Below are 24,765 nucleotides of genomic sequence, written 5' to 3'. Positions count from 1 at the left end.
ATGCCGCCCGCTTGTATCAGTTTGGTGACAGGCTCACGCCTCGCCGGTGGTCTCGGCCAGCAGTTCCTCGACCGGAGTTTCCTCCAGCGCACCCAGATCGACGCCTGCGGCACCCATCTGAGCGGTCATGCCGTCCAGGGCTGCGCGGCTGACCAGGTCGCAGTAGAGAGCGATGGCGCGGGCCGCGTCATCGTTGCCGGGGATGATGTAATCCACACCATCGGGCGAGCAGTTGGTGTCGACCACGGCCACGACCGGGATGCCCAGCTTGTTGGCTTCGGCAATCGCCAGCTGCTCTTTTTTCACGTCGATGACGAACAGCAGGTCCGGCACGCCGCCCATTTCGCGGATACCGCCAAGGCTGGCCTGCAGTTTTTCCTGCTCGCGCTCCATGCCCAGACGCTCTTTCTTGGTCAGGCCTTCGGCGCCGCCCGCCATCTGCTCGTCGATCGACTTCAGACGGTTGATCGACTGCGACACGGTCTGCCAGTTGGTCAGCGTGCCACCCAGCCAGCGGTGGTTCATGTAGAACTGGGCGCATTTCTCGGCGGCTTCGGCGACGGGTGCCGCGGCCTGGCGCTTGGTGCCGACAAACAGGATGCGGCCGTTCTTGGCGACGGTGTCGCGGATGACCTTCAGCGCCTGGTCCAGCATCGGGACGGTCTGGGTCAGGTCCATGATATGGATGCCATTGCGCGCGCCGTAGATATACGGACCCATGCGGGGGTTCCAACGCTGCGTCTGGTGGCCGAAATGCACGCCTGCTTCAAGCAATTGGCGCAAAGTGAACTCGGGAAGAGCCATTGTCCTATCCTTCTTTCCGGTTTTCGCCTCGGCGGGGGTGTGAGAGCGGATGCTCCAACCGGCGGACATGTGGGGATGTCTCCCCCACAGGCCCACCCCGCCTGCGGGGTTGAGTGGCGCGCGTATAGACGGGTTGGCCAGCAGGTGCAAGAGGCAAGGCAAGGGGCCGGCCACGGAAGGGGGCCAGCCCCCATCGCCTGCGGCGATTCCCTCGGGATATTTCAGGCAAGAAGAAACGGGCGCGGCTTGCGTTGCACGGCGCTTCGGGGCAGACAAGAGAGATCGGAGCGGGCATGATCAAGGACCACGATATTCTGTGCATCGGATCCGTCCTGTGGGACGTGATCGGGCGGGCCCCCAGCCATATGCGGCAAGGCGCGGACGTGCCCGGCCGCATCACCCGGTTGCCGGGCGGCGTGGCGATGAACATCGCCATGGCGCTGGCGCGTTTCGGGCTGCGCCCCGCCCTGCTGAGCGCGGTGGGACGCGACCCCGAGGGCGAGGAGCTGATCCGCGCCTGTGCCGCGCTGGGCGTGGGCACGGCGCTGCTTTACCGGTCCGAGGACCTGCCGACCGACCGCTACATGGCGATCGAGGGCGCGAACGGGCTGATCGCGGCCATCGCAGATGCCCATAGCCTGGAAGCGGCGGGCGCGCGCATCCTGCGCCCGCTGACCGATGGACCGCTGGGCGACGGCACAAGGCCTCATGAGGGGTGCATCGCGCTGGATGGCAACCTGACGCTGTCGCTTCTGAACGAGATCGCGACCCACCCCGCCTTTGCCCGCGCCGATCTGCGCGTGGCCCCCGCCAGCCCCGGCAAGGCGGAACGGCTGCTGCCTTTCCTGACACATGGGCGCGCGGTGCTTTACGTGAACCTTGAAGAAGCCTCGATCCTTTGCCAGCAGCCTTTTGACAACGCAGGACAGGCCGCCCGGGCGCTGGTCGCGCGCGGCGCGGTCCGCGCGCTGGTGACGGATGGGGGCCGCCCGGCGGCGGACGCGGGCGCGCATGGGGTGATCACCCTGCCCTGCCGCCAGGTCCTGGTGACCCGCGTGACCGGGGCGGGCGATACATTCATGGCGGCCCATATCGCCGCAGAACTGGCCGGTCGCGATCCCGAGGCCGCACTGGTTCGCGCCCTGGATGCAGCCGCAACCTATGTTTCCGGAGAGATCCCGTCATGATGCTTTATACCCATTCCCCCGAAGTGGCCGCGGCGCTGGACGCGGGCCGCGCGGTCGTGGCCCTTGAAAGCACCATCATCACCCATGGCATGCCCTGGCCCCGCAACCTCGAGACGGCCCGGCAGGTGGAACAGGCGGTGCGCGAGGCGGGCGCGGTTCCCGCCACGATCGCGGTCCTGGAGGGGCAGTTGCACATCGGGCTGACCGATACGGAACTGGAGTGGCTGGCAAGGGCCACCCATGTCGCCAAGCTGAGCCGCGCCGACATGGCCGTCTGCATGGCCGAGGGCGGGACCGGGGCCACCACGGTCGCCGCGACCATGATCGCCGCCGAACTGGCCGGGATCGAGGTCTTTGCCACCGGGGGCATCGGCGGCGTGCACAAAGGCGCGGAGACCAGTTTCGACATCTCGGCCGATCTGCAGGAACTGGCCGCCACCCGCGTCAGCGTCGTCGCGGCCGGGGCCAAGGCCATCCTGGACCTGCCCAAGACGCTGGAGGTGCTGGAAACCCTGGGCGTGCCGGTGATCGCCTACGGGCAGGACGCGCTGCCCGCCTTCTGGTCGCGGGATTCCGGCCTCAAGGCCCCGCTGAGGATGGACAGCCGCGAACAGATCGCCCGCGCGCATCGCATGCGCGCCCGGCTGGACCTGCCGGGCGGGCAGCTGATCGCCAACCCGATCCCGCAGGCGGCCGAAATCCCGCTGGCCGAGCTTGTGCCGATCATCGCCCAGGCCACCGCCGACGCCGAGGCGCTGGGGATCACCGGCAAGGCGGTCACGCCCTTCCTGCTGCAGCGCATCTTCGATCTGACCGGGGGCGCCTCGCTCGAGGCCAATGTGGCGCTTGTACTGAACAATGCCCGGCTCGGGGCGTCCATTGCCCTGGCGCTGACCGCCCTGAAAGCGGCCCCCGTCCCGTCCTGAGGTCGGCGCGTTCGCGCTTGCCCATTGTGGCAAGACGGCCAAGCGCCTAGATAAACACAGCATGTCGCATCCGGACCCAGTTCAATGAATACCCCATTCGATCCCGAACAGCCACCCGCCCCGCGCCGTACCGGCCCGCTGTCGGGATTGCGATCCAGTTTCCTGACCGGGATCGTGGTGATCGCCCCCATCGGCCTGACGATCTGGTTCATCTGGTCGCTGATGGGCTTTGTCGACAGCGTGGTGCTGCCGCTGGTGCCGGACCGGTTCAATCCGGGTCAGTACATCAACATCAACCTGCGCGGTCTGGGCGTGATCATCTTCCTGATCTTCACCATCATCGTGGGCTGGATCGCCAAGGGTCTGATCGGCCGGTCGCTGATCCGCTTCGGCGAGTTGCTGGTGCACCGGATGCCGGTCGTCAGGTCGATCTATTCCGGTGTGAAACAGATTGCGGAAACCGTCTTTGCCCAGTCCGAACGCAGCTTCGAGAAGGCCTGCCTTGTCGAATACCCGCGCAAGGGCATCTGGGCCATCGGCTTCATCTCGACCGAAGCCAAGGGCGAGATCGCCGAGCGCCCCGCCACCGCAGGCGCGTTGATGAGCGTCTTCCTGCCCACCACGCCCAACCCGACCTCGGGGTTCCTGCTTTATGTGCCCAAGGAAGACGTGATCATCCTGGACATGAGCGTCGAGGATGCCGCCAAGCTGGTGATTTCGGCGGGGCTTGTCTATCCGGCCGCCAAGGACGCCGGCCGCCCCGAAAAGGCGGCCTGACACCGCAAGCCATCGGCCGGGGTGGCATCGGCAAGGGCGGCGATCACGACAGCATCTGGGCCAGATCGACCGTGCCGCGCCGGTTCAGGTCATCCTTGTGCGCGACAAGAAAGCCATCCGCCGCCGCACGCCCCGCCGCCTTGAGCCGGGCCAGCAGCAGCGGATTGGGCAGGATCTTGGTGGCGACCGACAGATCGTTCATCAGCGCATCATCGGCCACCATGTGCACAAGGACATCCTTCATGCTGCCAGGCGTCAGCGCGCCCTGCGCCAGCAACCGCTTGACGAAGCCGATGGCGCGCAATTCGCGCAGAAGCGAGGCGTTGAAGCTGATCTCGTTGATCCGGTTCTGGATCTGCTGGGGGCTGCGCGGCACGTCGTTGCGCAGGATCGGATTGATGTTCACGATCAGGATATCCGAGGGAAGGTCCGGTTCGAACAGGGGGAAAAGCGCGGGGTTCCCGCTGTAGCCGCCATCCCAATAGGCCTCTGAGCGGCCGGTCTCGGGATCTTCGATCTCGACCGCCTGGAACAGGGTCGGCAGGCAGGCCGAGGCAAGGATCGCCCCGGTGCTGATCTGATCGCCGGTGAACACCCGGATCTTGCCGCTGCGTACATTGGTGGCGCCCACGAAAAGGCGCGGGCCGTCCAAGGCGCAGACCGTGTCGTAATCGAAGGCCTCGACGATGGGTGTCAGCGGATTGCTGTAGAACGGTCCCAGCGCATAGGGTGAGGTCAGGCGCGACACCGTATCGGCCATGCCGTAGGCGACCGAGCTTTCCAGCGCCGCGCTGACTGCCGCCGTCGCGGGCGACATCTCGGTCAGCCAGCGCGTCACGGGAGTTTCCTGCAGCGCCCCCATCCGCGACCAGAGCCAGTCCAGATTGGCCCGCGCCCCGTCGCGTCCACCCTTCAGCCAGCCCGCCTTGTAGGCCGCCCCGTTCAGCGCCCCCGCCGAGGTGCCCGATATGGCCGCGATCTCGATATCATCCTCGTCCAGAAGCCGGTCAAGCACACCCCAGGTGAAGGCCCCATGGGCGCCGCCGCCCTGCAGGGCCAGATTGATGCGTTTGACGGTCATGCGGAACCTTTCGCGGCACGAGGAACGGATCCCGGGACGGGGGCCAGCCCCCCTCGCCTGCGGCGAGTCCCCCGGGATATTTCAGGCAAGAAGAAACCGGATCAGAGCGCGGTCCAGCCGCCATCCACGCTGATCGTGGTGCCGGTGATCTGGGCGGCGGCATCCGAACACAGGAAAACGGCGGTGCCGCCCAACTGTTCGACGGTGGCGAATTCCTTCGAGGGCTGGCGTTCCAGCATCACCTTCCTGATCACCTCGTCGCGGTCCATGTCGTATTTCTTCATCGTATCGGGGATCTGCGCCTCGACCAGCGGCGTCAGAACATAGCCCGGGCAAATCGCGTTGCAGGTGATCCCCTGCCCCGCGGTTTCCAGCGCGGTGGTCTTGGACAGACCGACGATGCCGTGCTTGGCCGCGACATAGGCGGATTTGTAGGGGCTGGCGGTCAGGCCATGGGCCGAGGCGATGTTGACGATGCGGCCCCATCCCGTCTTGCGCATCATGGGCAGGGCGACGGCCGTGGTGTGGAAGGCAGAGGTCAGGTTGATCGCGATGATCGCATCCCATTTGTCGATGGGAAATTCGTCGATCGGGCAGACATGCTGGATGCCCGCGTTGTTCACCAGGATATCGCAGGCGCCCGCCTGTTCGATCAGGGCGCGGCATTGATCGGCCCTCGACATGTCGGCCCGGATGTAGCGCGCGGCCACACCGAATTCCGCAGCGATCTCCTGCGCGAGGGCGTGATCCTCGTCGCGGTCGGTGAAGGAGTTCAGCACGACATCCGCCCCCGCCCTTGCCAGTTCCCGCGCGACGCCCAATCCGATCCCGGAATTGGATCCGGTGATGATGGCGGTTTTTCCCTTCAGCGACATGCGCATCTCCTTCTGGTGGTGGTCGTGGTCAATCGACTTTGCAGGCGCAGCATAGCATGACGCCGCGACCAATGACGAGGGAGGGCATTTGGGGAAAGCCTGACGGCGCGCGGCCCAAAAAAAACGCCGGCGCGAGGCCGGCGTCAAGTTATTGAGGCAGGTTTCATACAGGCAAGAAACCTATCGAGCAGTGCCTTCGTTATAAGCAATCCTTTGCAAGCTTCCAAGCTAAAAGTTTGAAAAGACGGGAAACGAGCGCTACGCTGCATGGCAACAATCGATGGCCAGAGCAGGATCGTCATCATCATGAGACGCGTTTCATTCCTCCGCGCAGTTCGGGGCGCTGCCGTCTGTGCCCTTTTTTTTCACGCCTTCCATCATCCCGCGCAGGCAGAGGCCACAAGCAGCCATGGCATAGCTATGTATGGCGCGCCGGCCCTTCCACCCGATTTTGTGTCCCTGCCCTATGCCAACCCGCAAGCCCCCCAGGGCGGGCGGTTGGTCGAAGGGTCCACCGGCGGGTTTGATTCGCTCAATCCCTTCATCCTGAAAGGCACCGCCCCCTGGCAATTGCGCTTTCTGGCCTATGAAACCCTCATGGCGCGAAACTGGGACGAGCCATTCTCGCTTTACGGGCTTCTGGCCGAATCGGTGAGGGTGGCGGAGGATCGATCCTGGGTCGAGTTCACCCTGCGGCCCGAGGCGCGATTCTCGGATGGCAGCCCGGTGACGGTGGATGATGTAATCTGGTCCTTCGAGACACTGGGCACTGTCGGGCATCCGCGCTACCTTGGTTTCGCCGCCCAGACCGAGAGCATCACCCGGACCGGGCCGCGCAGCCTGCGCATCAGCTTTGCCACCGCAGACCGCGAACTGGCCCTGATCGCGGGGCTGCGCCCGATCCTGAAAAAGGCGCAGTGGGACGGGCGCGATTTCACCGCATCCACCATCAACGACATCCCGATCGGATCGGCGCCCTATGTGGTGGCGGGCTACGAACAGGGCCGCTTCGTCACCCTGCGGCGCAACCCCGACTACTGGGGGCGCGACCTGCCGGTGCGGCGCGGCACCAGCAATCTGGACGAGATACGCATCGAATATTACGGCGACACATCGGTCATGTTCGAGGCGTTCAAGGCGGGCGCGGTCACCGTCTGGCGCGAAACCAATGCCGAGGACTGGCAGACGCGCTTCGATTTCGACGCAGTGCGGCGCGGTGACGTGATCCTGTCGGAAATCGCCCATGCGCGGCCCACCGGCATGACCGGTTTCGTGCTGAACGCCGCGCGCCCGCATCTGGCCGATTGGCGTGTGCGCGAGGCGCTGCTGCTGGCCTTCAACTTTCCCTATATCAACGGCACCGTCACCGGCGGGCGGCAACCGCGCATCCAGTCCTACTTCTCGAACTCGGAACTGGGCCTGCAACCCGGCCCCGCGACGGGCCGGGTACGCGACCTTCTGGCGCCCTTCGCGACAAGCCTGCCCCCCGGCGCGCTGGAGGGCTACACCCTGCCCGCAGGCGACGCGTCCGAGCGCAACCGCGCTGATCTGCGCCGCGCCATGGCCCTGCTGCAGGAGGCTGGCTGGCAGGTGCGGGACGGGCGGCTTGTGGATGAAAAGGGCACGCCCTTCACGCTGGACGTGCTGCTGCGCCAGGGCGACCGCGCCAATCTGGCGGTGATCGAGATCTATCGCGGCGCCCTCGAGCGCCTGGGCATCACCGCCGGCATCCGCCCCGTCGACAACGCCCAATATGCCGAGGCCGAGGCCGCGCAGGATTTCGACATGATGCCCTTTCGGCGCGATCTGTCGCTGAGCCCCGGCAACGAGCAACGCCTTTACTGGGGATCGCAGGGCGCGGGCACACCGGGCACGCGCAATGTGATGGGCATGCAGGTTGCGGCAGCGGATGCAATGATCGACCACATGCTGACGACCGACAGCCGCGAGGAGTTCATCGCCGCCACGCGCGCGCTGGACCGCGTGTTGATGGCGGGGCGCTATGTGATCCCGATCTGGACAACCACTGTTGACAGGATCGCCCATGCGAGACAGTTGAAATTTCCTGAATATACGCCGATCTATGGCGACCGGATCGGGTGGATGCCCGATGTCTGGTGGTACGAGGAGTGAACAGAATGAAGAAACTTGCAGTGATTGCGCTGGGCCTGGGCTGCCTGGCCGTTCTGGCGGGATGTGCCACGGTCGACGGGATCGGGCAGGACATCTCGGGCGGGGCGCGCACGGTGCGTGGCTGGTTCTGATCTGGTTCTGATCGGGGATCGGCCCTGTCACACCGGGGCCGTGCCGGTCAGACCAACGACGTGACCCACAGGATCGTCGCATCCTCGGGGCTGACGGACACCACGTTGTGCCCCATCGTGCCGTCATAATAGGCGCTGTCGCCGCGCCGCATCTCGACCGGTTCGTAAAATTCCGTGTAAAGCCGGATCACGCCCGTCAGCACATAGAGAAACTCTTCGCCGTCATGGCGCACCCAGCCGTCGAATTCTTCCATCCGGCGGGCGCGGACACGCGCGCGATAGGGCAGCATCTGCTTGCGCGTCAGCCCCTCGGCCAGCAACTCATGCTCATAGGTCGTGGTGGCATGGCGCGCGCCCTCGCCCACGCGGGTGACCACGCGCCGCCCCGTCACCTGCCCCGGCGTGGGCTGCGTGAAAAGTTGCGGCACCGAAATATCCAGACCCGTCGCCAGCTTCTTGAGCGCCTCGTAGGTCGGCGACATCTGCCCGTTCTCGATCTTGGACAGGGTGGATCGCGCCAGCCCCGCCTGCCGCGCGGCCTGTTCCAGCGTCAGGCCGAGGTCCTTGCGCAGCCCGCGCACGCGCTGACCAAGATCAAGCGGTTCGGCCACGGCCGCGCCACCATCGGCGCGGGCGATGCGGATCAGGGAACGTGGATCATGCTCGCTCATGCGCAGAGGTATAGGGCGGCGGTGTTTGGCTTGCAACTGGCGCGGCGCAGGCCTAGCAAGTGTGCATGCTTGCGATATTCGATCATGGCGGTCCCGCCCCCTGCCCCCGCCCCTTCAACCTTGCGGCGCATGTGTTGCGTCATGCCGACGATCTGCCCGCAAAGGTGGCGCTGTCGGTCATCGCGGCGGATGGCGCGGATGACTGGACCTTTGCGCGGCTGGCGGCGGCCGTGCGCGGCACGGGCGCGGGGCTTCTGGCCGCGGGTTTCCACCCCGGGGACATCCTGCTGATGCGGCTGGGCAATACGGTGGATTTCCCGCTGGCCTACCTTGGCGCCATTGCCGTGGGTCTTGTGCCGGTGCCCACCTCGTCCCAGCTGACCGCGCCGGAGGTTGCCAAGATGGTGGCGCAGCTGGCGCCCGCCGGCATCCTGCATGATCCGCGCGTCGCCTGTCCCGATGATACGGGCCTGCCCGTGACCGATACCGCGGCACTGGCCGCGATGCGTGACCTGCCGCCTGCGGACTGTGCGATGGGTGACCCTGACCGCATGGCCTATATCATCTATACCTCGGGCACATCGGGCGTTCCGCGGGCGGTGATGCATGCGCATCGCGCGATCTGGGCGCGCCGGATGATGCACCAGGGCTGGTACGGGCTGACCGCGGCGGACCGTCTGCTGCATGCCGGGGCGTTCAACTGGACCTACACGCTGGGCACCGGGCTGATGGATCCCTGGTCCGTGGGGGCGACCGCCCTGATCCCCGCCGAAGGCGTGGCAATCGAGGCGCTGCCGCAGTTGCTGGCGGATCACGGGGCCACGATCTTTGCCGCGGCCCCCGGCGTCTATCGCAAGATCCTGACCCATCATGCACAGATGCACCTGCCGGCCCTGCGCCACGGGCTTGCCGCCGGGGAAAAGCTGTCGGACCGCGTGCGCCAGCACTGGAATGACGCGACCGGCACCCCGATTTTCGAGGCTTACGGCATGTCGGAATGTTCCACCTTCATTTCCGGCAGTCCGGCGCATCCCGCGACCCCCGGCACGCTGGGGCGGCCGCAGGACGGGCGGCGCGTGGCGATCCTGGGTGCCGATGGGCCGGTGGGCCTGGGCGAGGAAGGCACGATCGCCGTGGCGCGCAGCGATCCCGGCCTGATGCTGGGCTATCTGGGCGCGCCCGAGGATACTGCCGCGAGGATGCAGGGGGACTGGTTCCTGACCGGCGATCAGGGCATGATGGATGCGGATGGCCAGATCACCTATCTGGGGCGCGCCGATGACATGATGAACGCGGGCGGCTACCGCGTCTCACCGCTCGAGGTCGAGGCGGCGCTGCTGGCGCATCCCGCGATACGCGAGGTGGGCGTCACCGATATCGAGGTCAAGGAAGACGCCCGCATCATCGCGGCCTTCTACGTGGGCGATCCGGCCGATGACGCGGAACTGAAGGCCTTCGCCAACGAACGCCTTGCCCGATACAAACAACCGCGGGTATACATCCGCCTTGATGCGTTGCCCTCTGGGGCCAATGGCAAGATCCTGCGCCGCGCCCTGAAACCGTTATACGAGGCCCGCCATGGTCAAGCTTGATATCCTCTCCGATCCCATCTGCCCCTGGTGCCTTATCGGAAAGGCCCAACTGGAACGCGCACTTGAGGCCCGGCCCGACCATCCTTTCGTGATCGAATGGCATCCTTTCCAGCTGAACCCCGACATGCCGCAGGACGGCATGGACCGGCGCGCCTATCTGGAAGAGAAGTTCGGCGGCAAGGAACGCGCCGTGCAGATCTATGCCAGGATTGCACAGAACGCCGAAGCGGCGGGGATCGAGATCAATTTCGAAGGCATCACCCGCACCCCGAACACGCTGGATGCGCATCGCCTGATCCATTGGGCCGGGATCGAGGGCGCACAGCACCGTGTCGTGTCATCGCTGATGCGGGCCTACTTCCAGGAAGGTCGTGACATTGGCGACCGCGACGTGCTGGCCGACATCGCCGACAGCGCCGGTCTGGATGCCGCCGTGATCCGCAAGCTCTTGGACAGCCCCGCCGATACGGATGAAATCCGCGCCCGCGACCAAGCCGCGCGCGAGATGGGGGTCAATGCCGTGCCCACCTTCATTGTGGCCGGAAAGCACGCGGTGCCGGGCGCCCAGCCTACCGAGGTCTGGCTGAAGGTCATCGACGAGATCATGGCCCAATCCCCTGACGCCCCGGATGGTGCGGACTGACATCAGGATGTCCGTGCCAGGTGCCAGTGATCTGCCCGGTTCGGGCCTGAAGAAAGCGCCTTCGCGGGCGGAGTTCATCGCATTGATCGCGATGCTTTTCGCCATCATCGCCTTTTCCATAGATGCAATGCTTCCGGCCCTGCCCCGGATCGGCGCCGAGCTCAGCCCCGATGCGCCCAACCGCGCCCAGTTGATCGTGATCGCCTTTGTCCTTGGCATGGGCGCGGCCACGCTATTTGCCGGGCCGATGTCCGATGCGCTGGGCCGCAAACCCATGGTGATCGGGGGAACTGCCCTCTACATCGTCGGTGCGGCGCTGGCCTGGTTTGCCCCGACGCTGGAATGGCTGTTGCTGGCGCGGGTCCTGCAGGGCGTCGGTGCGGCGGGGCCGCGAGTTGTGGGCATGGCCATCGTGCGCGACCTTTACGGCGGGCGCGAGATGGCGCGCATCCTGTCCTTCGTGATGATGGTCTTCATGCTGGTCCCCGCAATCGCCCCGCTTGTGGGCAGCTGGATCATCGCCGCCGCGGGCTGGCGCGCGATGTTCGGGGCCTTCGTGATCTTCGCCGGGATCGCCACGCTCTGGCTGGCGCTGCGCCTGCCGGAATCGCTGCCCCCCGCCGCCCGCCGCCCCATGCGCCTGCCCGCCATCGCAAGTGCCGTGGGCGAGGTGCTGACCCATCCGGTCGTGCGCCTGTCGATCATGGCGCAGACCATGGGCTATGTGCTGCTCTTCACCTCGATCAGCCTGATCCAGCCCGTCTTCGATCAGGTCTTCGACCGGGGCGCGCAATTCCCGCTGTGGTTCGCGGGCATGGCGATCGTGTCGGGCAGCGCGTCGGTGATCAACGCGGCGCTGGTCATGCGGCTGGGCATGCAGCGGCTGGCGATGGCGGCCTTCGGCGCGCAGGTGATCCTGTCGGCCGCCATGACACTGTGCTGGCTGGCGGGCCTGCGCGGCGAGGCGATGTTCGCGGTCTACCTGGTCTGGCAATGCACCGTGCTGTTCCAGTCGGGGCTGACCGTCGGCAACCTGAATGCCATCGCGATGGAACCCATGGCCCATATCGCCGGTACCGCCGCCAGCGTGATCGGCGCCGTCGCGACCATCGCGGGCGCGCTGATCGCGGCGCCCATCGCGCTGGTCTTCAACGCCACGCCCCTGCCCATGTCGCTAGGTGTCGGCGGGGCCTCTGCCGTGGCCTTCGTGCTGCTCTGGCGGCTGGGCCGGATCGAACGGCGCGTACGGCGCTTCGGCCCTGTCGATCCTGTCAAATAATTTCTGTATACAGTCGCATACCGTCTTTGCAGCAGGCCCGCTTTGCGCTATGACCCGGCGCAAGAGCCGATTCACCAGGAAAGGGGATATCCCACATGACCAAGATCAAGGTAGCCAACCCTGTCGTCGAACTCGACGGCGACGAGATGACCCGCATCATCTGGGATTTCATCAAGCAGAAGCTGATCCTGCCCTACCTGGACATCGACCTGAAATACTATGACCTCGGCATCGAAGAGCGTGACCGCACCGATGACCAGATCACCATCGACGCGGCCCATGCGATCAAGAAATACGGCGTCGGCGTCAAATGCGCGACCATCACCCCGGACGAGCAGCGGGTCGAGGAATTCGGCCTCAAGCAGATGTGGAAATCGCCCAACGGCACGATCCGCAACATCCTGGGCGGCGTGATCTTCCGCGAGCCGATCATCTGCCAGAACGTGCCGCGCCTTGTGCCGGGCTGGACCCAGCCCATCGTGGTCGGCCGTCACGCCTTTGGCGACCAGTACCGCGCCACCGACTTCCGCTTTCCGGGCGCCGGCAAGCTGACGATCAAGTTCGTGGGCGAGGATGGCACCGTGATCGAGCGTGACGTCTTCGACGCGCCCGGCGCTGGCGTCACCATGGCGATGTACAACCTCGACCAGTCGATCATCGACTTCGCGCGCGCCTCGATGAACTATGGCCTGGTCAAGGGCTGGCCGGTGTACCTGTCCACCAAGAACACGATCCTCAAGGCCTATGACGGCCGCTTCAAGGACCTGTTCCAGCAGGTCTTCGACGAGGAATTCGCGGACAAGTTCAAGGCCGCAGGCATCACCTACGAACACCGCCTGATCGACGACATGGTCGCATCCGCGATGAAATGGTCGGGCGGCTATGTCTGGGCCTGCAAGAACTACGATGGCGACGTGCAGTCGGACACCGTGGCGCAGGGCTTCGGCTCGCTGGGCCTGATGACCTCCGTCCTGATGACCCCCGATGGACAGACGGTCGAGGCCGAGGCCGCCCACGGCACCGTCACGCGCCACTACCGCCAGCACCAGCAGGGCAAGGAAACCTCGACCAACTCGATCGCGTCGATCTTTGCCTGGACCGGCGGCCTGAAGCACCGCGCGAAACTGGACGGCAACGCCGAACTCGCGCGCTTCGCCGAAACGCTGGAGCGTGTGACCGTGCAGACGGTCGAGGACGGCTTCATGACCAAGGACCTCGCCCTGCTGGTCGGCCCCGACCAGAAATGGCTGAGCACCATCGGCTATCTCGAGAAGGTGGACGAATACCTGAACAAGGCCCTTGCTGGCTGATTATCCGTCAGGCCGGAGTTGGAAGGGGTCGCCGTTGGGCGGCCCCTTTTGCGTTTGGGTGCGGCACTAAGGCGTTGACTATTTTCCTATGTCCATTAAAAGGGTTTTCACGCAACTTTTTTGAGGCATAACGGACATGGTAAACGAGCAGGATGACTTTGAGGCGGGCAGTGACCTTATACAAAAGACGGCAGACTTTTCCGGTGACTTGGTCATTGGTGACATTCAGCTAAGTTGCTTCGTCAGTAAAGATGGTGAACGCTTCATTTCAGGGAGAAGTATGACGTCTGCTATTGGAATGAAGGGGCGAGGTCATGGCATGGCCCGCATCTCGTCACATCCAACGCTAAGACCGTTTATGAACCATGCCCTCATAATGGCAATTCAAAACCCGGTTCAAATAGTTGGTATGACACCGCGTCCTGTTCATGGATATCGGGCAGAAATCTTGGCGGATATTTGTGATGTTCTCTTAGAGGCACGAAAGAAAGGCGCGCTGAAAACGGAGCAAGAAATAAGGTATGGAGAGTTCGCTGAAATACTTGTAAGAGGGTTTGCTCGGGTCGGTATAGCAGCGCTTGTTGATGAAGCGACAGGATATCAAAGAGTTCGAGAGCAAGATGCACTTCAAAAGATTCTCGACAAATTTTTGAAAGATGAAGCTCGGACTTGGTCAAAAACATTCCCTGATGAGTTTTGGGAGAAATTGGTCAAAATCAAGGGGTATGACAATTACCTAGCAGTCAAGCGTCCCGCGTTTGTTGGGCATTGGGTAAATGATATCGTATACTCACGATTGGCACCGGGAATAAAGAAACGGTTGAAGGAGTTAAATCCGAGGACCGAGAAGGGCCACCGAAAGAGCCGTCATCACCAGCACTTCTCCGAGGACTACGGCCTTCCGGAACTAAGGGATCATTTGAAGAAGGTGATGGTATTGATGGATGCAGCGTCTGGAAAGAAGGATTTTGAACGCTTGCTGAACCGTTCTTTGCCCAAGTATGGCGACACCCTTGAGTTGCCTTTCGAAGATTAAGGTAAATGGGGGAAGCTAAGTCTCTTGCCCCCTGCCCCGACTTACCCCAAAGGACCGCCGCCATGCCCTATCTCCTCCTCCTCCTTGCCGTGGTGGCCGAGACGATTGGCACCTCGGCGCTGCAGGCCTCTCAGCAGTTCACGCGGCCATGGCCCTCGGTGCTGGTAGTGGTGGCTTACGGGATCAGCTTCTACCTGCTGGCGCAGACGCTCGCCTTCATGCCGGTGGGCGTGGTCTATGCGCTATGGTCAGGCCTTGGGATCGTGCTGATCGCGCTGATCGGGTTTGCCGTCTTCGGACAGCGTCTGGATCTGCCCGCCGTGATCGGCATGGCGATGATCCTGGGCGGGATCGTGGTGATCCACCTGTTCTCGAAAGCCTCGCCCCACTGAGGGGCGAGGTGGTCTTCATGCGGGGTCAGCCCCCGTTCAGCCCATCGCGCGCAGGCGCTTGATCAGGGATGAGGTGTCCCAGCGCCCGCCGCCCAGTTTCTGCACGTCCTTGTAGAACTGGTCGACCAGCGCCGTGACCGGCAGGCTGGCGCCGTTCTCATCCGCCGTATCAAGGCAGATGCCCAGGTCCTTGCGCATCCAGTCCACGGCAAAGCCGAATTCGAACTGATCCGCGACCATGGTCTTGTAGCGGTTCGACATCTGCCAGCTGCCCGCGGCACCCTGGCTGATCACCTCGACCACGGCCTCGCCGTCGAGACCCGCTTTCTCGGCGAAATGCAGCGCCTCGGACAGGCCCTGCACCAGCCCCGCGATGGCGATCTGGTTGCACATCTTGGTCAGCTGGCCCGCGCCACTGTCACCGATCCGGCGGCAGATGCGCGCATAGGCGGCGATCACCGGCTCTGCGGCGTCATACTGCGCCTGCACCCCGCCGCACATGACCGAAAGCACGCCGTTTTCCGCGCCCGCCTGACCGCCCGACACCGGCGCGTCGATGAAGCCCAGCCCATGCGCCTCGGCGGCGGCGAACATCTCGCGCGTGACGGCGGCCGATACGGTGGTGTGATCGACGAAGATCGCGCCCTTGGCCATGCCCGCAAAAGCGCCGTCTTCCCCGATGCAGACAGACCGCAGGTCATCGTCATTGCCCACGCAGGCCATCACGAAATCCGCGCCTTCCGCCGCCGCGCGCGGGGTCGTCGCCATCGCGCCGCCGTGCTGCTTCACCCAGGCCTCGGCCTTGGCCGTGGTGCGGTTGTAGACGGTCACCTCATGCCCCTTGGCCGCCAGATGCCCCGCCATCGGATACCCCATGACCCCAAGACCCAGAAATGCCAGTTTTGCCATCAGCCTCTTCCCTTGCGTGATTGTGTTCCCTCTGGTTTGTGTCTAGCTAACGGGCGGATTGCAAGGGGCAAGGGGCGTTTCGGAATGGTGCGGGTCATCCAGTGGTTGTTGCGGATTGCCGGAGGTTTGATCATCCTTGCGGTGGCGGGCATCGCGCTGGTCTTCTGGTTCGCGGGCCGCTCGCTTCCCGACTACGATCGCACCGTCGCCATCCCGGAAGGCGCCGCGCAGCCATCCGCCCCGGTCGAGATCGTGCGCGACAATGCCAATGTGCCCCATATCTTCGGTGCAAGCGATGCCGATGTGTTTTACGGGCTGGGCTATGCCCATGCGCAGGACCGCCTGTGGCAGATGATGACCATGCGCCGCACGGTGCAGGGGCGGCTGTCCGAGATATTCGGCACGCGCACCCTGCCCATCGACACGCTGATCCGGCGTCTGGACCTCTACACGCTGGCGCAGCGGTCGGTCGAGGTACAGGACACCCGGACCCTTGCCGCGCTCGAGGCCTATGCCAATGGCGTGAACGCCCGCCTGGCCGAGATCAACGAGGGTGCGCTGGGGCGTGGCGCGCCCGAGATGTTCCTGTTCAACGCGCCTGTGGCGCCATGGCAGCCCGCGGATTCCATCGCGATGATCAAGCTGATGGCGCTGCAGCTGTCGGGCCACATGTCGGCCGAGATCAAGCGCGCCCGCACCTCGCTGGCACTGCCCGATCCCGCGCGGCTGATCGATATCCTGCCCGATGCGCCGGGCAGCGGCGTGGCGGCCCTGCCCTCCTACGCCAGCCTGTTCGATGCCGAATTGCCGCGCTTTGCCATGGCGGACGATGTGCCCGCCGATCCGCTGTCGCCCTTTCGCAGCTTCGAGCTGGCCGGCGCCTCGAACGCCTGGGCGGCGGCGGCGCAGCGGTCGGCCAATGGCGGCACGCTTCTGGCCTCTGATCCGCATCTGGGCTTCAGCGCGCCGACCATCTGGTACCTGGCGCGGATGCAACTGTCGGCTGGTGGCGTGATCGGAGGGACCATTCCCGGCATCCCAATCGTGCTGTCGGGCCGATCCGAGGATCTGGGCTGGGGCATCACCTCGTCCTATCTCGATGATCAGGACCTCTTCATCGAGCAGCTCAACCCCGACAACCCCGAGGAATACCTGACACCCAAGGGGTTCAAACCCTTCGAGACGCGCCCCTCTATCGTGAACATCAAGGGTGCGGCCCCGGTGACCCTGACCCTGCGCTGGACCGAAAACGGCCCCGTGCTGCCCGGCAGCCATGCCAACCTGGCCACGATCACCCCGCCGGGGCATGTGGCAAGTCTGGCCTGGACCGCCCTGACACCTGCGGACACCACCATGAGCGCGGGCCTTGGACTGATGTATGCCCGCACGGTGCAGGAGGCGCTGGCCGCCGGCGAAGGCTTCATCGCCCCCTCGCAGAACCTGACATTGGCGGACGGCGTGCAGATCGCCCTGAAAACCATCGGCCAGGCCCCGCGCCGCGACGTGCAGCACCAGAGCCAGGGGCGCATCCCCAGCCCCGGATGGATCGCAGGCAATCGCTGGCAAGGGGCGTTGCCCTACGATTCAAACCCCGAATTCGTCAATCCGCAGGGCGGTATCCTGGGCAATACGAACAACAAGATCGTCAACCGCCCCTTTCCGCTGCATGTCAGCCACGTCTGGGGCGACAGCCAACGGGTGCAGCGCTGGCAGCGGCTGATGCAGATGCGCGAGGTGCACACGCGCGACAGTTTCATCGAGGCGCAGCTGGACACCGTCAGCGTGACCGCGCAATCGCTGCTGTCACTGGTGGCAGCGGATCTGTGGTTCACCGGATCGGCGGCCCCCGAAGGCACCCGCATGCGCCAACGGCAGCGGGCGCTGGATCTGCTGGCCAACTGGAACGGCGAGATGAACGAACACCTGCCGGAGCCGCTGATCTACGCCGCATGGCTGCGCGCGCTGCAGGACCGGCTGATCCGGGACGAGATCGGTCCCCTGGCCGACGAGTTCACCCATGTCGAGCCGCTGTTCATCGAGCGCGTCTACCGCGATGTCGATGGCGCGGGTGTCTGGTGCGACGTGATCCAAAGCGCCCCGGTCGAAACCTGCACCGATATGGCGCGCCTGGCGCTGGACGATGCGCTGGTCTGGATCGAAGAGCGCTACGGCAGCCAGATCGAAGCGCTGCGCTGGGGCGATGCGCATCAGGCCACCCATGATCACCCTGCCCTGGGCGAAGTGCCGCTGCTGCGGTATTTCGTGAACATCCGCCAGTCCACCAGCGGCGGCGATCACACGCTGCTGCGCGGGCGCACCCTGGGCAAGGGCGACGATCCCTTTCTCAACGTGCATGGTGCGGGCTATCGCGGCGTCTATGATTTCGCGGACCCGGACAGTTCGGTCTTTGTCACCTCGACTGGCCAATCGGGGCATTTCCTGTCGCGCCACTATGACGACCTGGGCGAGTTGTGGCGGCGCGGCGAATACATCCCGATGTCGCTGGACGAGAACCTTGCCCGCGCCGCGGCGGTGGGCGTCACGGTGCTGCAACCCCGCTGATCATGCCGGGGCCCCCGCAACTGCGCCGCGCCTACGCCGCGCCTGCGGCATGTTGGCAATCATGTGATGCGATGTTTTCTCAACTCGGCGGCCGTTCTGCTTTACCACCGCACGGAACAGGCAAGATAAACGACAATAAAGAGACCTATCCCTTCGATGAACGCGCCCGTCCAGCGTCTGAATGACGCCGCCCGCCCCGCTTCTGCCGCGACACCCGTCCTGACCGATCCTTCTGTTGACATGTCTTCAACTCCGACCCGCTCCGCGCAGGAATGGGTCAGGATCCTCGCACGGTACCGCGAACCCGATCCCGCGCGCAGCGCCTTCGAGGTGGCCATCAGCGTTCTGCCCTTCATCGGGATCTGGGCGCTGGCGCTTTGGGCCCTGTCCTTCAGCTACACTCTGGCTTTCGTGCTTGGTCTTGCCAATGCCGCCTTCGTGCTGCGGCTGTTCCTGATCCAGCATGACTGCGGACATGGCGCCTTTTTCGCGGACAAGCGCATCGGTGACTGGGTCGGCCGCCTGTTGGGCGTCTTCACGATGACACCTTATGACGTCTGGCGCCGCACCCATTCCGCCCATCATTCCAGCACCGGCAACCTGGACAAGCGCGGCCTGGGCGATGTGCATACCATGACCGTGGCCGAGTATCGCGCGGCCAGCGGATGGGAACGTTTCATGTACCGGCTTTACCGCCATCCCGTTGTGCTGTTCGGGCTTGGGCCGGGCTACCTGTTCCTGCTGCAGAACCGCCTTCCCTACGGGCTGATGTCCTCGGGCTGGCTCTACTGGGTCAGCGCCATGGGCACCAATCTGGCCACGCTTGGCTTTCTGGTGGGGCTTTACGCCTATGCGGGTTGGGCGCCGATCCTGCTGATCTTCCTGCCCAGCGTCCTGCTGGCGGCCACCATCGGCATGTGGCTGTTCTATATCCAGCACCAGTTCGAGGATACCTACTGGGAAGGCGACAGCGAGTGGCAGATCCATGACGCGGCGCTGCATGGCTCTTCGCATTACGACCTGCCGCCGCTGGCGCGCTGGTTCACCGCGAATATCGGCATCCATCACGTGCACCACCTTTATGCGCGCATCCCCTATTACAAGCTGCCCCAGGTCCTGCGCGACCATGGCGAGCTGGCACAGGCCCAGCGGCTTGGTTTCCGCGAAAGCCTGTCCTGCGTGAAATTCCACCTGTGGGACGAAACCAATCGGCGGCTGATCTCGTTCGAGGCGGAACGCAACCTGCCCGCCTGATCCGCACCCGCGCGCGACACCGCGCCTTCGGAATGGATATTTGAGGCAAGAAGAACGACAAAGGGGCGCCCTTGTGATGGGGCGCCCCTTTGGCATGCGGTCTGCGACTTGCGCCACCCTTGCGGGATCACATGTCGCGAAAGCGCTTTTCCTGACGCGCCGTCCAGAGCACCGAGATGTCGAACCCGTCATCGGTCTGGGTTTCGGCCTCGACCACACCCTGGTCATGCAGCCAGGCGCGTTTGCGCCCTTCGGCGAATGAAAGGTTGATCGTCGCCGGATGACGCGCGGTTTCAAGCTTCGCGGTCATCGCGGCCAGCAACGCATCCAGCCCCTCGCCGGTCACGGCCGAGATCGCCTGCACTTGGTCATGGCGGGCGGCACTGGCCAGAACCGCCTCGCGCGTGGCGGGATCAAGCCGGTCGATCTTGTTCCAGACCTCGATCATGGGCACCGAGTCCGACAGGCCCAATGAGGCCAGGATATCGCGCACGTCGCGCGCCTGCGCCTCGGTGTCGGGGTGGCTGATATCGCGCACATGCACGATCAGATGCGCGCCCAGCACCTCTTCCAGCGTGGCGCGGAAGGCGGCGACCAGCTCGGTCGGCAGGTCACTGATGAAACCCACCGTATCGGACAGGATGATCTCGGACCCGTTTTCGGACAGTTTGACGGATCGCATCGTCGGATCGAGCGTGGCAAAGAGCATGTCCTTGACCAGGACATCGGCCCCGGTCAGCCGGTTGAACAGCGTCGACTTGCCGGCGTTGGTATAGCCCACCAGCGCGACGACCGGATAAGGCACCTTGGCGCGGGCGGCGCGATGCAGCGTGCGCGTCTTGACCACCTTGTCCAGTTGGCGACGCAGGCGCACCAGTTGTTCGTCAATGGCGCGGCGATCCGCCTCGATCTGGGTTTCGCCGGGACCGCCCACGAAGCCCAGCCCGCCGCGCTGCCGTTCAAGATGGGTCCAGGCCCGCACCAGGCGCGTGCGCTGATAGCTGAGCGCGGCCATCTCGACCTGCAGCACACCCTCGTTGGTGCGCGCGCGATCCGAGAAGATCTCGAGGATCAGGCCGGTTCGGTCCAGAAGCTTGACCTTCCATTCCTTTTCGAGGTTGCGCTGCTGCACCGGCGTCACGGGGCCGTCGACCAGCACCAGTTCGACCTCGGCCGCTTTGAACTTGTCCTTCAACTCGGCGATCTTGCCCTTGCCGAACAGCATGCCGGGATGCGGGCGCTGCAAGCGCACGACATCGGCGCCAACGACCTCCAGATCGGGAAGCGCATCAGCCAGCGCCACGGCCTCTTCAAGCTTGTGCTCGGGGGCGCGGCGGTCCTGTTCGGATTTGAGTTCGGGATGCAGCACCCAGGCACGGGTGGCAACCCGGTCATGTTCCATCAATTGGTGTCTTCACCGTCATAAAGGTTGATCGGCTGCGACGGCATGATCGTCGAGATGGCATGCTTGTAGACCAGTTGGGACTGGCCATCGCGGCGCAGCAGCACGCAGAAGTTGTCGAACCAGGTGATCACACCCTGCAGCTTGACGCCGTTGATCAGGAAAATGGTCACGGGGATCTTTGTTTTCCGCGTGTGATTTAGAAATGCATCCTGAAGATTCTGTTTGTCGGAAGCCATGTGAAAGCCTTTGTTCTTGCAGTGACCGCGGATCGGTTCAATGTCCCTGTCCGTTTACTATGATCTGCGGTTCCCGAAGATTCCAGTCAAAAATCAGCCCTTTATACGGGTGTTTCCCCGTGGCTGTCGTGCGAATGACCGGCAAAAGGGGATCGGACAGGATCGCGATGCGTTCAGTCGCGCCAGAAACCGCTTGTCAGCAGCGCGATGAAGGCCAGCAGTTCAAGCCGGCCAAGCACCATCCCCGCGCAGAACAGCAGCTTGGCCCCTTCGGCAAGCCCGATCAGCGAAATCGGCATCTCGGCGCTGGCCGAGATCAGCGGCCCGGTCGTCGTCAGGGCGGCAACGGCCAACACCATGGACTGCTCGAAACTGCTGCCAAGGGCCGAGAACCCCAGCACCAGCACCATCAGCGAGATGGCGAAGAACATGAAGAAGATCCAGGCGAAGAACGCCCCCTTGCGGGCGATGCGGCTGCTGCCGGTGCGCGAATGCCCGATCGAGGAGGGATGCACCAGGCGGTCCATCTCGCGCAGGCCATGCAGGTACAGCGCCCAGACCCGCAGCAGCTTGACCCCGCCCGCCGTGGTCGCGACCCCGCCCCCCATCATGGCAAGGCCCATCAGGATGATGCCCGAGGTGCCAAGCCCGGACCAGGTGCGGGCCGCGTCCCAATGCACGCTTTCAAAGCCGTTGGTGGTCAGAAAGGACAGGATGGTGAAAAGGCTTCCCCACAGCGCATAGAGCGGCACAAGCGGATCGGCATCGCCGCTGACCTGGAAAGAGGCCATGTAATGGCGGATGAACAGGATCAGCGTCACCCCCAGGGCAATCGTCATGCCAAGGCGAAATTCGGGATCATGCTGAATTCCGCGCCGTGCCGTAGTGATCGTATCCGACGAAAAGGTCAGCCGTGACAGGCCGAACATCAGGAAAAGCGCGATCACCACCTCGCCCGGCACGCCCGAAGATGCCCCCTCGACCCCGCCCAGGGGCGAGATGCCGCTGGTCGCCAGCACCGACATCCCGTGGATCAGCGCCACCAGCGGCGGGTCCCCCAGCACCAGCAGCAAGAGCCAGAGCGAAAGCGTCAGCCCCGCATAGATCGGCAGCAACTGCAGGGTCACCCGGATGATGCGCTGCTGCGGATCGGCAAGGCCACCCTGGGTAAAGCGGGTCTCGCCCTGCCCCGGCTCGGCCATGGCCGTGACCTCGAACCCGCCCAGGTTCAGCGGTGCCAGTATGGCCGAGGCCGCCACCCAGATCAGGAAACCGCCCATCCATCCGACCAGCCCGCGCCACAGATGCAAGGTCGGCGACAGGCGCCCCGGTTCGAAAAGGCTGGCGCCGGTTGTCGTCAGGCTCGACACCATCTCGACATAGCTGTTCAGAAAGGAGGTCGTGCCGATCGCATCGTGAAAGGGCACCGCCAGGATCAGCGGCAACAGCAGATAGGCCCCGACCAGCGCGGCCAGATTGCGCATCGAACTGCGGCGGCGCGGCTGCGCGGCCATGGCAATGGCCACCAGCGTCACGATGGTGAGGGTCAGCGTACCGGCATAAAAGAAGGCGCGCGCCTCGGAATGGCGCAGCAGCACGGCGGCATGAATGGCCGGCAGATACATCGACAGGCCCGCCATGCCGATCAGAAGGATCAGAAGCGGTTGATCGAACAGGCGGGCGCGCATCGCTGGCTTGCCTCAGAAGAAATCGATCGAGACCTGCAACAGCCTCTCGACCTCGGGAACGTCCTTGGCCAGGCAGAACATCGCCACGATATCGCCCTCGTCGATCCGTGTATCGGAATTCGGCTTGACCACCTGGTTCCCCTTGAGAAGGCCGCCCACCAGGACGCCTTCGGGAAAGTCGATGTCGCGCACCTTCTTGCCCGCCATGGGCGAGGTGGACAGAACCTCGGCCTCGATCATCTCGGCCTCGGCATCGCCGATGGAATAGACCCCGCGCACACGACCATGGCGGATATGGCGCAGGATGGATGACACGGTGGTGGCGCGCGGGTTGATATAGGCATCGATCCCCAGCGGCCCCATCAGCGGCACCATCGTGGGATCGTTGATCAGGGCGATCGCCATCGGACAGCCTTCGGATTTCGCCCGCACGGCGGCCAGCATGTTGGTCTTGTCGTCATCAGTCACGCAGAGCACAGCATCGGCGCGGCTGATATTCGCCTCGGCCAGCAATGCCGCATCAAGCCCGTCTCCGTTCAGAACGATGGTCCGTTCCAGCACCTCGGCGGCGCGTTCGGCGGATTTGCGGTTCTTCTCGATGATCTTGGCGCGGATCTTCTGGGTGCCTTCCTCAAGCGCGCGGGCCACCGCAAGGCCCACGTTGCCGCCCCCGACGATCACCACGCGTTCCTGCTTGCGGGTGGTCTTGCCGAAGATTTCCAGCGTGCGGTGGATATCCTCGTTCACGGTGAAGACATAGCAGTCATCGCCCACGAACAGCTGATCCTCGGCCTCGGGGGCAAAAAGGATGCCGTCACGGCGCACCCCCACGACAATGGCGCGCAGGGTCGAGAAGAGATCGGTCAACTGCCTGAGCGGCGTATTCACCACGGGGCAATCTTCCTCGATGGTGATGCCCAGCAATTGCGCGCGCCCGCCCAGAAACACCTCGGTGTCGAAGGCCGCAGGCGAATAAAGCCGCTGCAGCGCAGCCTCGGCCACTTCGCGTTCGGGGCTGATCACCACGTCGATGGGCATGTGATCGCGGCGGTAGAGATCGGAATAGATCGCGTCCAGATAGGACTGGCTGCGCAGACGCGCAATCTTGCGCGGAATCGAAAAGACCGAATGGGCCACCTGGCAGGTGACCATGTTGACCTCGTCGGAATAGGTGGCGGCGATGATCATGTCGGCGTCGCGCGCGCCTGCGCGCTCCAGCACGTCGGGATAGCTGGCAAAGCCCGCGATTCCCTGCACATCCAGCGACGAGGTGGCCCGGCGCACAAGGTCGGGGTTGTTGTCGACGATGGTGATGTCGTTCTTCTCGCCCGCAAGATGCCGGGCAATCTGCCACCCCACCTGCCCTGCGCCGCAGATGATGATTTTCATGCCTGCGTTTCCTTGGTTTCCGAGGCCCTTGGATGGCAGATAGCCCCATCATGGTCAATTGAATTGTCATTTCCCGCAGGCCGCATCACACTGGGGCCGACATGTTTCAAAGGTACCCTGTCATGGCGTTTTTCACCCTTCCGGTTTTTCCACCATTTCGCCTGGTGCGGCGGCTTCCCCTGACCTTCGCCGCGCTTGCCCTGGCGGCCTGCACGCCCCTTGGCATCTATCACAAGCCCGGCGCCACCGTGGCCGCGATGCAGGACACGCTGACCAATTGCGAGGTCGAGGGCCTGCAACGCGTGCCCGTCGACCGCAGGGTCGAACGCGATCCGGTCCGCATCGTGCCGCGCAAGGTTTGCGACAGCGCGGGAAATTGCACCGTGGTCTATGACCGCGTCGGCGGCGAGATCCGGACCTGGGACGCCAACGCCCCCTTGCGGCAGCGCGTGCTGAACCAGTGCATGGCGGCGCAGGGCTATGCC

Annotated in this window: 23 protein-coding genes; 13 read left to right on the top strand and 10 right to left on the bottom strand. The window is 64.4% G+C overall.

All coding sequences use genetic code 11. From position 1 onward, the window contains the following. Nucleotides 1-33: 33 nt before the first annotated feature. Nucleotides 34-804 carry a 30S ribosomal protein S2 gene (gene rpsB / locus ACMUJL_RS01340; protein WP_068295244.1) on the bottom strand — a complete coding sequence of 257 codons (771 nt, stop codon included), beginning with the start codon at nt 802-804 and terminating at the stop codon, nt 34-36. Nucleotides 805-1,097: 293 nt separating this feature from the next. Between rpsB and ACMUJL_RS01335 the strand changes: the two genes are divergently transcribed. The 3 genes from ACMUJL_RS01335 to ACMUJL_RS01325 all read left to right on the top strand — a co-directional run bounded on the left by ACMUJL_RS01335 (nt 1,098) and on the right by ACMUJL_RS01325 (nt 3,694). Further along, complete coding sequence (locus tag ACMUJL_RS01335; protein WP_068295246.1) at nt 1,098-1,991, top strand: PfkB family carbohydrate kinase; 894 nt, start codon at nt 1,098-1,100, stop codon at nt 1,989-1,991. Then, a complete protein-coding gene (locus ACMUJL_RS01330; RefSeq protein ID WP_375571001.1) occupies nt 1,988-2,917 on the top strand; it encodes a pseudouridine-5'-phosphate glycosidase in 930 nt (309 codons plus the stop codon). Before ACMUJL_RS01335 ends, ACMUJL_RS01330 begins: the two co-directional genes overlap by 4 nt. An 84-nt stretch (nt 2,918-3,001) precedes the next feature. After that, nucleotides 3,002-3,694, top strand: a complete 693-nt coding sequence (locus ACMUJL_RS01325) for a DUF502 domain-containing protein (RefSeq protein WP_416914087.1) — start codon at nt 3,002-3,004, stop codon at nt 3,692-3,694. 43 nt (nt 3,695-3,737) lie between these two features. Here ACMUJL_RS01325 and ACMUJL_RS01320 read toward each other — a convergent pair whose 3' ends face one another. Continuing rightward, nucleotides 3,738-4,775, bottom strand: a complete 1,038-nt coding sequence (locus tag ACMUJL_RS01320; protein ID WP_068295251.1) for a patatin-like phospholipase family protein — start codon at nt 4,773-4,775, stop codon at nt 3,738-3,740. Between the two features lie 101 nt (nt 4,776-4,876). After that, entirely contained in the window at nt 4,877-5,650 is a 774-nt protein-coding gene (locus ACMUJL_RS01315; RefSeq protein ID WP_375571004.1) for a 3-hydroxybutyrate dehydrogenase, read from the bottom strand. Between the two features lie 420 nt (nt 5,651-6,070). Between ACMUJL_RS01315 and ACMUJL_RS01310 the strand changes: the two genes are divergently transcribed. Then, on the top strand, nt 6,071-7,783 hold the full coding sequence (locus ACMUJL_RS01310) for an extracellular solute-binding protein (protein ID WP_416914086.1): 1,713 nt from the start codon (nt 6,071-6,073) through the stop codon (nt 7,781-7,783). A gap of 5 nt (nt 7,784-7,788) precedes the next feature. Beyond that, a complete protein-coding gene (locus ACMUJL_RS01305) occupies nt 7,789-7,914 on the top strand; it encodes an entericidin EcnA/B family protein (protein ID WP_068295258.1) in 126 nt (41 codons plus the stop codon). A gap of 47 nt (nt 7,915-7,961) precedes the next feature. On the opposite strand, the gene ACMUJL_RS01300 is transcribed toward ACMUJL_RS01305, so the two are convergent. After that, nucleotides 7,962-8,585 (bottom strand): helix-turn-helix domain-containing protein, encoded by a 624-nt coding sequence (locus tag ACMUJL_RS01300; protein ID WP_375571008.1) that lies wholly within the window; start codon nt 8,583-8,585, stop codon nt 7,962-7,964. A 65-nt stretch (nt 8,586-8,650) separates the two neighbouring features. Between ACMUJL_RS01300 and ACMUJL_RS01295 the strand changes: the two genes are divergently transcribed. The 6 genes from ACMUJL_RS01295 to ACMUJL_RS01270 all read left to right on the top strand — a co-directional run bounded on the left by ACMUJL_RS01295 (nt 8,651) and on the right by ACMUJL_RS01270 (nt 14,837). Next, on the top strand, nt 8,651-10,177 hold the full coding sequence (locus ACMUJL_RS01295) for a class I adenylate-forming enzyme family protein (protein ID WP_375571010.1): 1,527 nt from the start codon (nt 8,651-8,653) through the stop codon (nt 10,175-10,177). Continuing rightward, nucleotides 10,164-10,820 (top strand): DsbA family oxidoreductase, encoded by a 657-nt coding sequence (locus ACMUJL_RS01290; protein WP_068289775.1) that lies wholly within the window; start codon nt 10,164-10,166, stop codon nt 10,818-10,820. Before ACMUJL_RS01295 ends, ACMUJL_RS01290 begins: the two co-directional genes overlap by 14 nt. A gap of 7 nt (nt 10,821-10,827) precedes the next feature. Next, on the top strand, nt 10,828-12,099 hold the full coding sequence (locus ACMUJL_RS01285; protein ID WP_068289777.1) for a multidrug effflux MFS transporter: 1,272 nt from the start codon (nt 10,828-10,830) through the stop codon (nt 12,097-12,099). Between the two features lie 95 nt (nt 12,100-12,194). Beyond that, the gene (locus ACMUJL_RS01280; RefSeq protein ID WP_375571013.1) at nt 12,195-13,409 is read left to right on the top strand and encodes an NADP-dependent isocitrate dehydrogenase; all 1,215 of its coding nucleotides are present in this window, start codon (nt 12,195-12,197) and stop codon (nt 13,407-13,409) included. Nucleotides 13,410-13,545: 136 nt separating this feature from the next. Then, on the top strand, nt 13,546-14,445 hold the full coding sequence (locus tag ACMUJL_RS01275; protein WP_375571015.1) for a P63C domain-containing protein: 900 nt from the start codon (nt 13,546-13,548) through the stop codon (nt 14,443-14,445). 62 nt (nt 14,446-14,507) lie between these two features. Continuing rightward, entirely contained in the window at nt 14,508-14,837 is a 330-nt protein-coding gene (locus ACMUJL_RS01270; RefSeq protein ID WP_068289782.1) for an SMR family transporter, read from the top strand. A gap of 36 nt (nt 14,838-14,873) precedes the next feature. Here the strand turns inward: ACMUJL_RS01270 and ACMUJL_RS01265 are convergent, their stop codons facing one another. Next, entirely contained in the window at nt 14,874-15,746 is an 873-nt protein-coding gene (locus ACMUJL_RS01265; protein ID WP_375571017.1) for an NAD(P)-dependent oxidoreductase, read from the bottom strand. 84 nt (nt 15,747-15,830) lie between these two features. Between ACMUJL_RS01265 and ACMUJL_RS01260 the strand changes: the two genes are divergently transcribed. Both ACMUJL_RS01260 and ACMUJL_RS01255 read left to right on the top strand, forming a co-directional pair. Beyond that, complete coding sequence (locus ACMUJL_RS01260; RefSeq protein WP_375571019.1) at nt 15,831-18,308, top strand: penicillin acylase family protein; 2,478 nt, start codon at nt 15,831-15,833, stop codon at nt 18,306-18,308. A 240-nt stretch (nt 18,309-18,548) separates the two neighbouring features. After that, nucleotides 18,549-19,562 carry a fatty acid desaturase gene (locus ACMUJL_RS01255; RefSeq protein ID WP_068290193.1) on the top strand — a complete coding sequence of 338 codons (1,014 nt, stop codon included), beginning with the start codon at nt 18,549-18,551 and terminating at the stop codon, nt 19,560-19,562. Nucleotides 19,563-19,689: 127 nt separating this feature from the next. On the opposite strand, the gene hflX is transcribed toward ACMUJL_RS01255, so the two are convergent. From hflX to ACMUJL_RS01230, 5 genes are all read right to left on the bottom strand, one after another. Continuing rightward, complete coding sequence (gene hflX / locus ACMUJL_RS01250; RefSeq protein ID WP_375571021.1) at nt 19,690-20,964, bottom strand: GTPase HflX; 1,275 nt, start codon at nt 20,962-20,964, stop codon at nt 19,690-19,692. Beyond that, nucleotides 20,964-21,203, bottom strand: a complete 240-nt coding sequence (gene hfq, locus ACMUJL_RS01245; protein ID WP_068289798.1) for an RNA chaperone Hfq — start codon at nt 21,201-21,203, stop codon at nt 20,964-20,966. The genes hflX and hfq overlap by 1 nt, the downstream gene beginning before the upstream one ends. A 173-nt stretch (nt 21,204-21,376) precedes the next feature. Then, nucleotides 21,377-22,891 (bottom strand): potassium transporter TrkG, encoded by a 1,515-nt coding sequence (locus ACMUJL_RS01240; protein ID WP_068289799.1) that lies wholly within the window; start codon nt 22,889-22,891, stop codon nt 21,377-21,379. Between the two features lie 12 nt (nt 22,892-22,903). Then, complete coding sequence (gene trkA, locus ACMUJL_RS01235; protein ID WP_068289801.1) at nt 22,904-24,280, bottom strand: Trk system potassium transporter TrkA; 1,377 nt, start codon at nt 24,278-24,280, stop codon at nt 22,904-22,906. Next, on the bottom strand, nt 24,277-24,579 hold the full coding sequence (locus tag ACMUJL_RS01230; RefSeq protein WP_375571024.1) for a hypothetical protein: 303 nt from the start codon (nt 24,577-24,579) through the stop codon (nt 24,277-24,279). Before ACMUJL_RS01230 ends, trkA begins: the two co-directional genes overlap by 4 nt. Between the last annotated feature and the right edge of the window lie 186 nt (nt 24,580-24,765).

The sequence above is a fragment of the Seohaeicola sp. genome, from assembly GCF_048006315.1.
GTDB lineage: Bacteria > Pseudomonadota > Alphaproteobacteria > Rhodobacterales > Rhodobacteraceae > Seohaeicola.
The sequence above is the reverse complement of the archived record's forward strand: the minus strand, read 5'-3'. Positions and strand labels throughout refer to the sequence as shown.

Bases quoted from the DNA above. Each gene is read 5' to 3' on its own strand.
- ACMUJL_RS01335 (WP_068295246.1), top strand. From the start codon at position 1,098: ATGATCAAGGACCACGATATTCTGTGCATCGGATCCGTCCTGTGGGAC.
- ACMUJL_RS01255 (WP_068290193.1), top strand. From the start codon at position 18,549: ATGTCTTCAACTCCGACCCGCTCCGCGCAGGAATGGGTCAGGATCCTC.
- ACMUJL_RS01260 (WP_375571019.1), top strand. From the start codon at position 15,831: ATGGTGCGGGTCATCCAGTGGTTGTTGCGGATTGCCGGAGGTTTGATC.
- ACMUJL_RS01240 (WP_068289799.1), bottom strand. From the start codon at position 22,891: ATGCGCGCCCGCCTGTTCGATCAACCGCTTCTGATCCTTCTGATCGGC.
- ACMUJL_RS01300 (WP_375571008.1), bottom strand. From the start codon at position 8,585: ATGAGCGAGCATGATCCACGTTCCCTGATCCGCATCGCCCGCGCCGAT.
- ACMUJL_RS01270 (WP_068289782.1), top strand. From the start codon at position 14,508: ATGCCCTATCTCCTCCTCCTCCTTGCCGTGGTGGCCGAGACGATTGGC.
- ACMUJL_RS01305 (WP_068295258.1), top strand. From the start codon at position 7,789: ATGAAGAAACTTGCAGTGATTGCGCTGGGCCTGGGCTGCCTGGCCGTT.
- ACMUJL_RS01275 (WP_375571015.1), top strand. From the start codon at position 13,546: ATGGTAAACGAGCAGGATGACTTTGAGGCGGGCAGTGACCTTATACAA.
- ACMUJL_RS01310 (WP_416914086.1), top strand. From the start codon at position 6,071: ATGTATGGCGCGCCGGCCCTTCCACCCGATTTTGTGTCCCTGCCCTAT.
- rpsB (WP_068295244.1), bottom strand. From the start codon at position 804: ATGGCTCTTCCCGAGTTCACTTTGCGCCAATTGCTTGAAGCAGGCGTG.
- ACMUJL_RS01315 (WP_375571004.1), bottom strand. From the start codon at position 5,650: ATGTCGCTGAAGGGAAAAACCGCCATCATCACCGGATCCAATTCCGGG.
- ACMUJL_RS01265 (WP_375571017.1), bottom strand. From the start codon at position 15,746: ATGGCAAAACTGGCATTTCTGGGTCTTGGGGTCATGGGGTATCCGATG.
- ACMUJL_RS01280 (WP_375571013.1), top strand. From the start codon at position 12,195: ATGACCAAGATCAAGGTAGCCAACCCTGTCGTCGAACTCGACGGCGAC.
- ACMUJL_RS01325 (WP_416914087.1), top strand. From the start codon at position 3,002: ATGAATACCCCATTCGATCCCGAACAGCCACCCGCCCCGCGCCGTACC.
- trkA (WP_068289801.1), bottom strand. From the start codon at position 24,280: ATGAAAATCATCATCTGCGGCGCAGGGCAGGTGGGGTGGCAGATTGCC.
- ACMUJL_RS01285 (WP_068289777.1), top strand. From the start codon at position 10,828: ATGTCCGTGCCAGGTGCCAGTGATCTGCCCGGTTCGGGCCTGAAGAAA.
- ACMUJL_RS01320 (WP_068295251.1), bottom strand. From the start codon at position 4,775: ATGACCGTCAAACGCATCAATCTGGCCCTGCAGGGCGGCGGCGCCCAT.
- hflX (WP_375571021.1), bottom strand. From the start codon at position 20,964: ATGGAACATGACCGGGTTGCCACCCGTGCCTGGGTGCTGCATCCCGAA.
- ACMUJL_RS01295 (WP_375571010.1), top strand. From the start codon at position 8,651: ATGCTTGCGATATTCGATCATGGCGGTCCCGCCCCCTGCCCCCGCCCC.
- ACMUJL_RS01330 (WP_375571001.1), top strand. From the start codon at position 1,988: ATGATGCTTTATACCCATTCCCCCGAAGTGGCCGCGGCGCTGGACGCG.
- hfq (WP_068289798.1), bottom strand. From the start codon at position 21,203: ATGGCTTCCGACAAACAGAATCTTCAGGATGCATTTCTAAATCACACG.
- ACMUJL_RS01290 (WP_068289775.1), top strand. From the start codon at position 10,164: ATGGTCAAGCTTGATATCCTCTCCGATCCCATCTGCCCCTGGTGCCTT.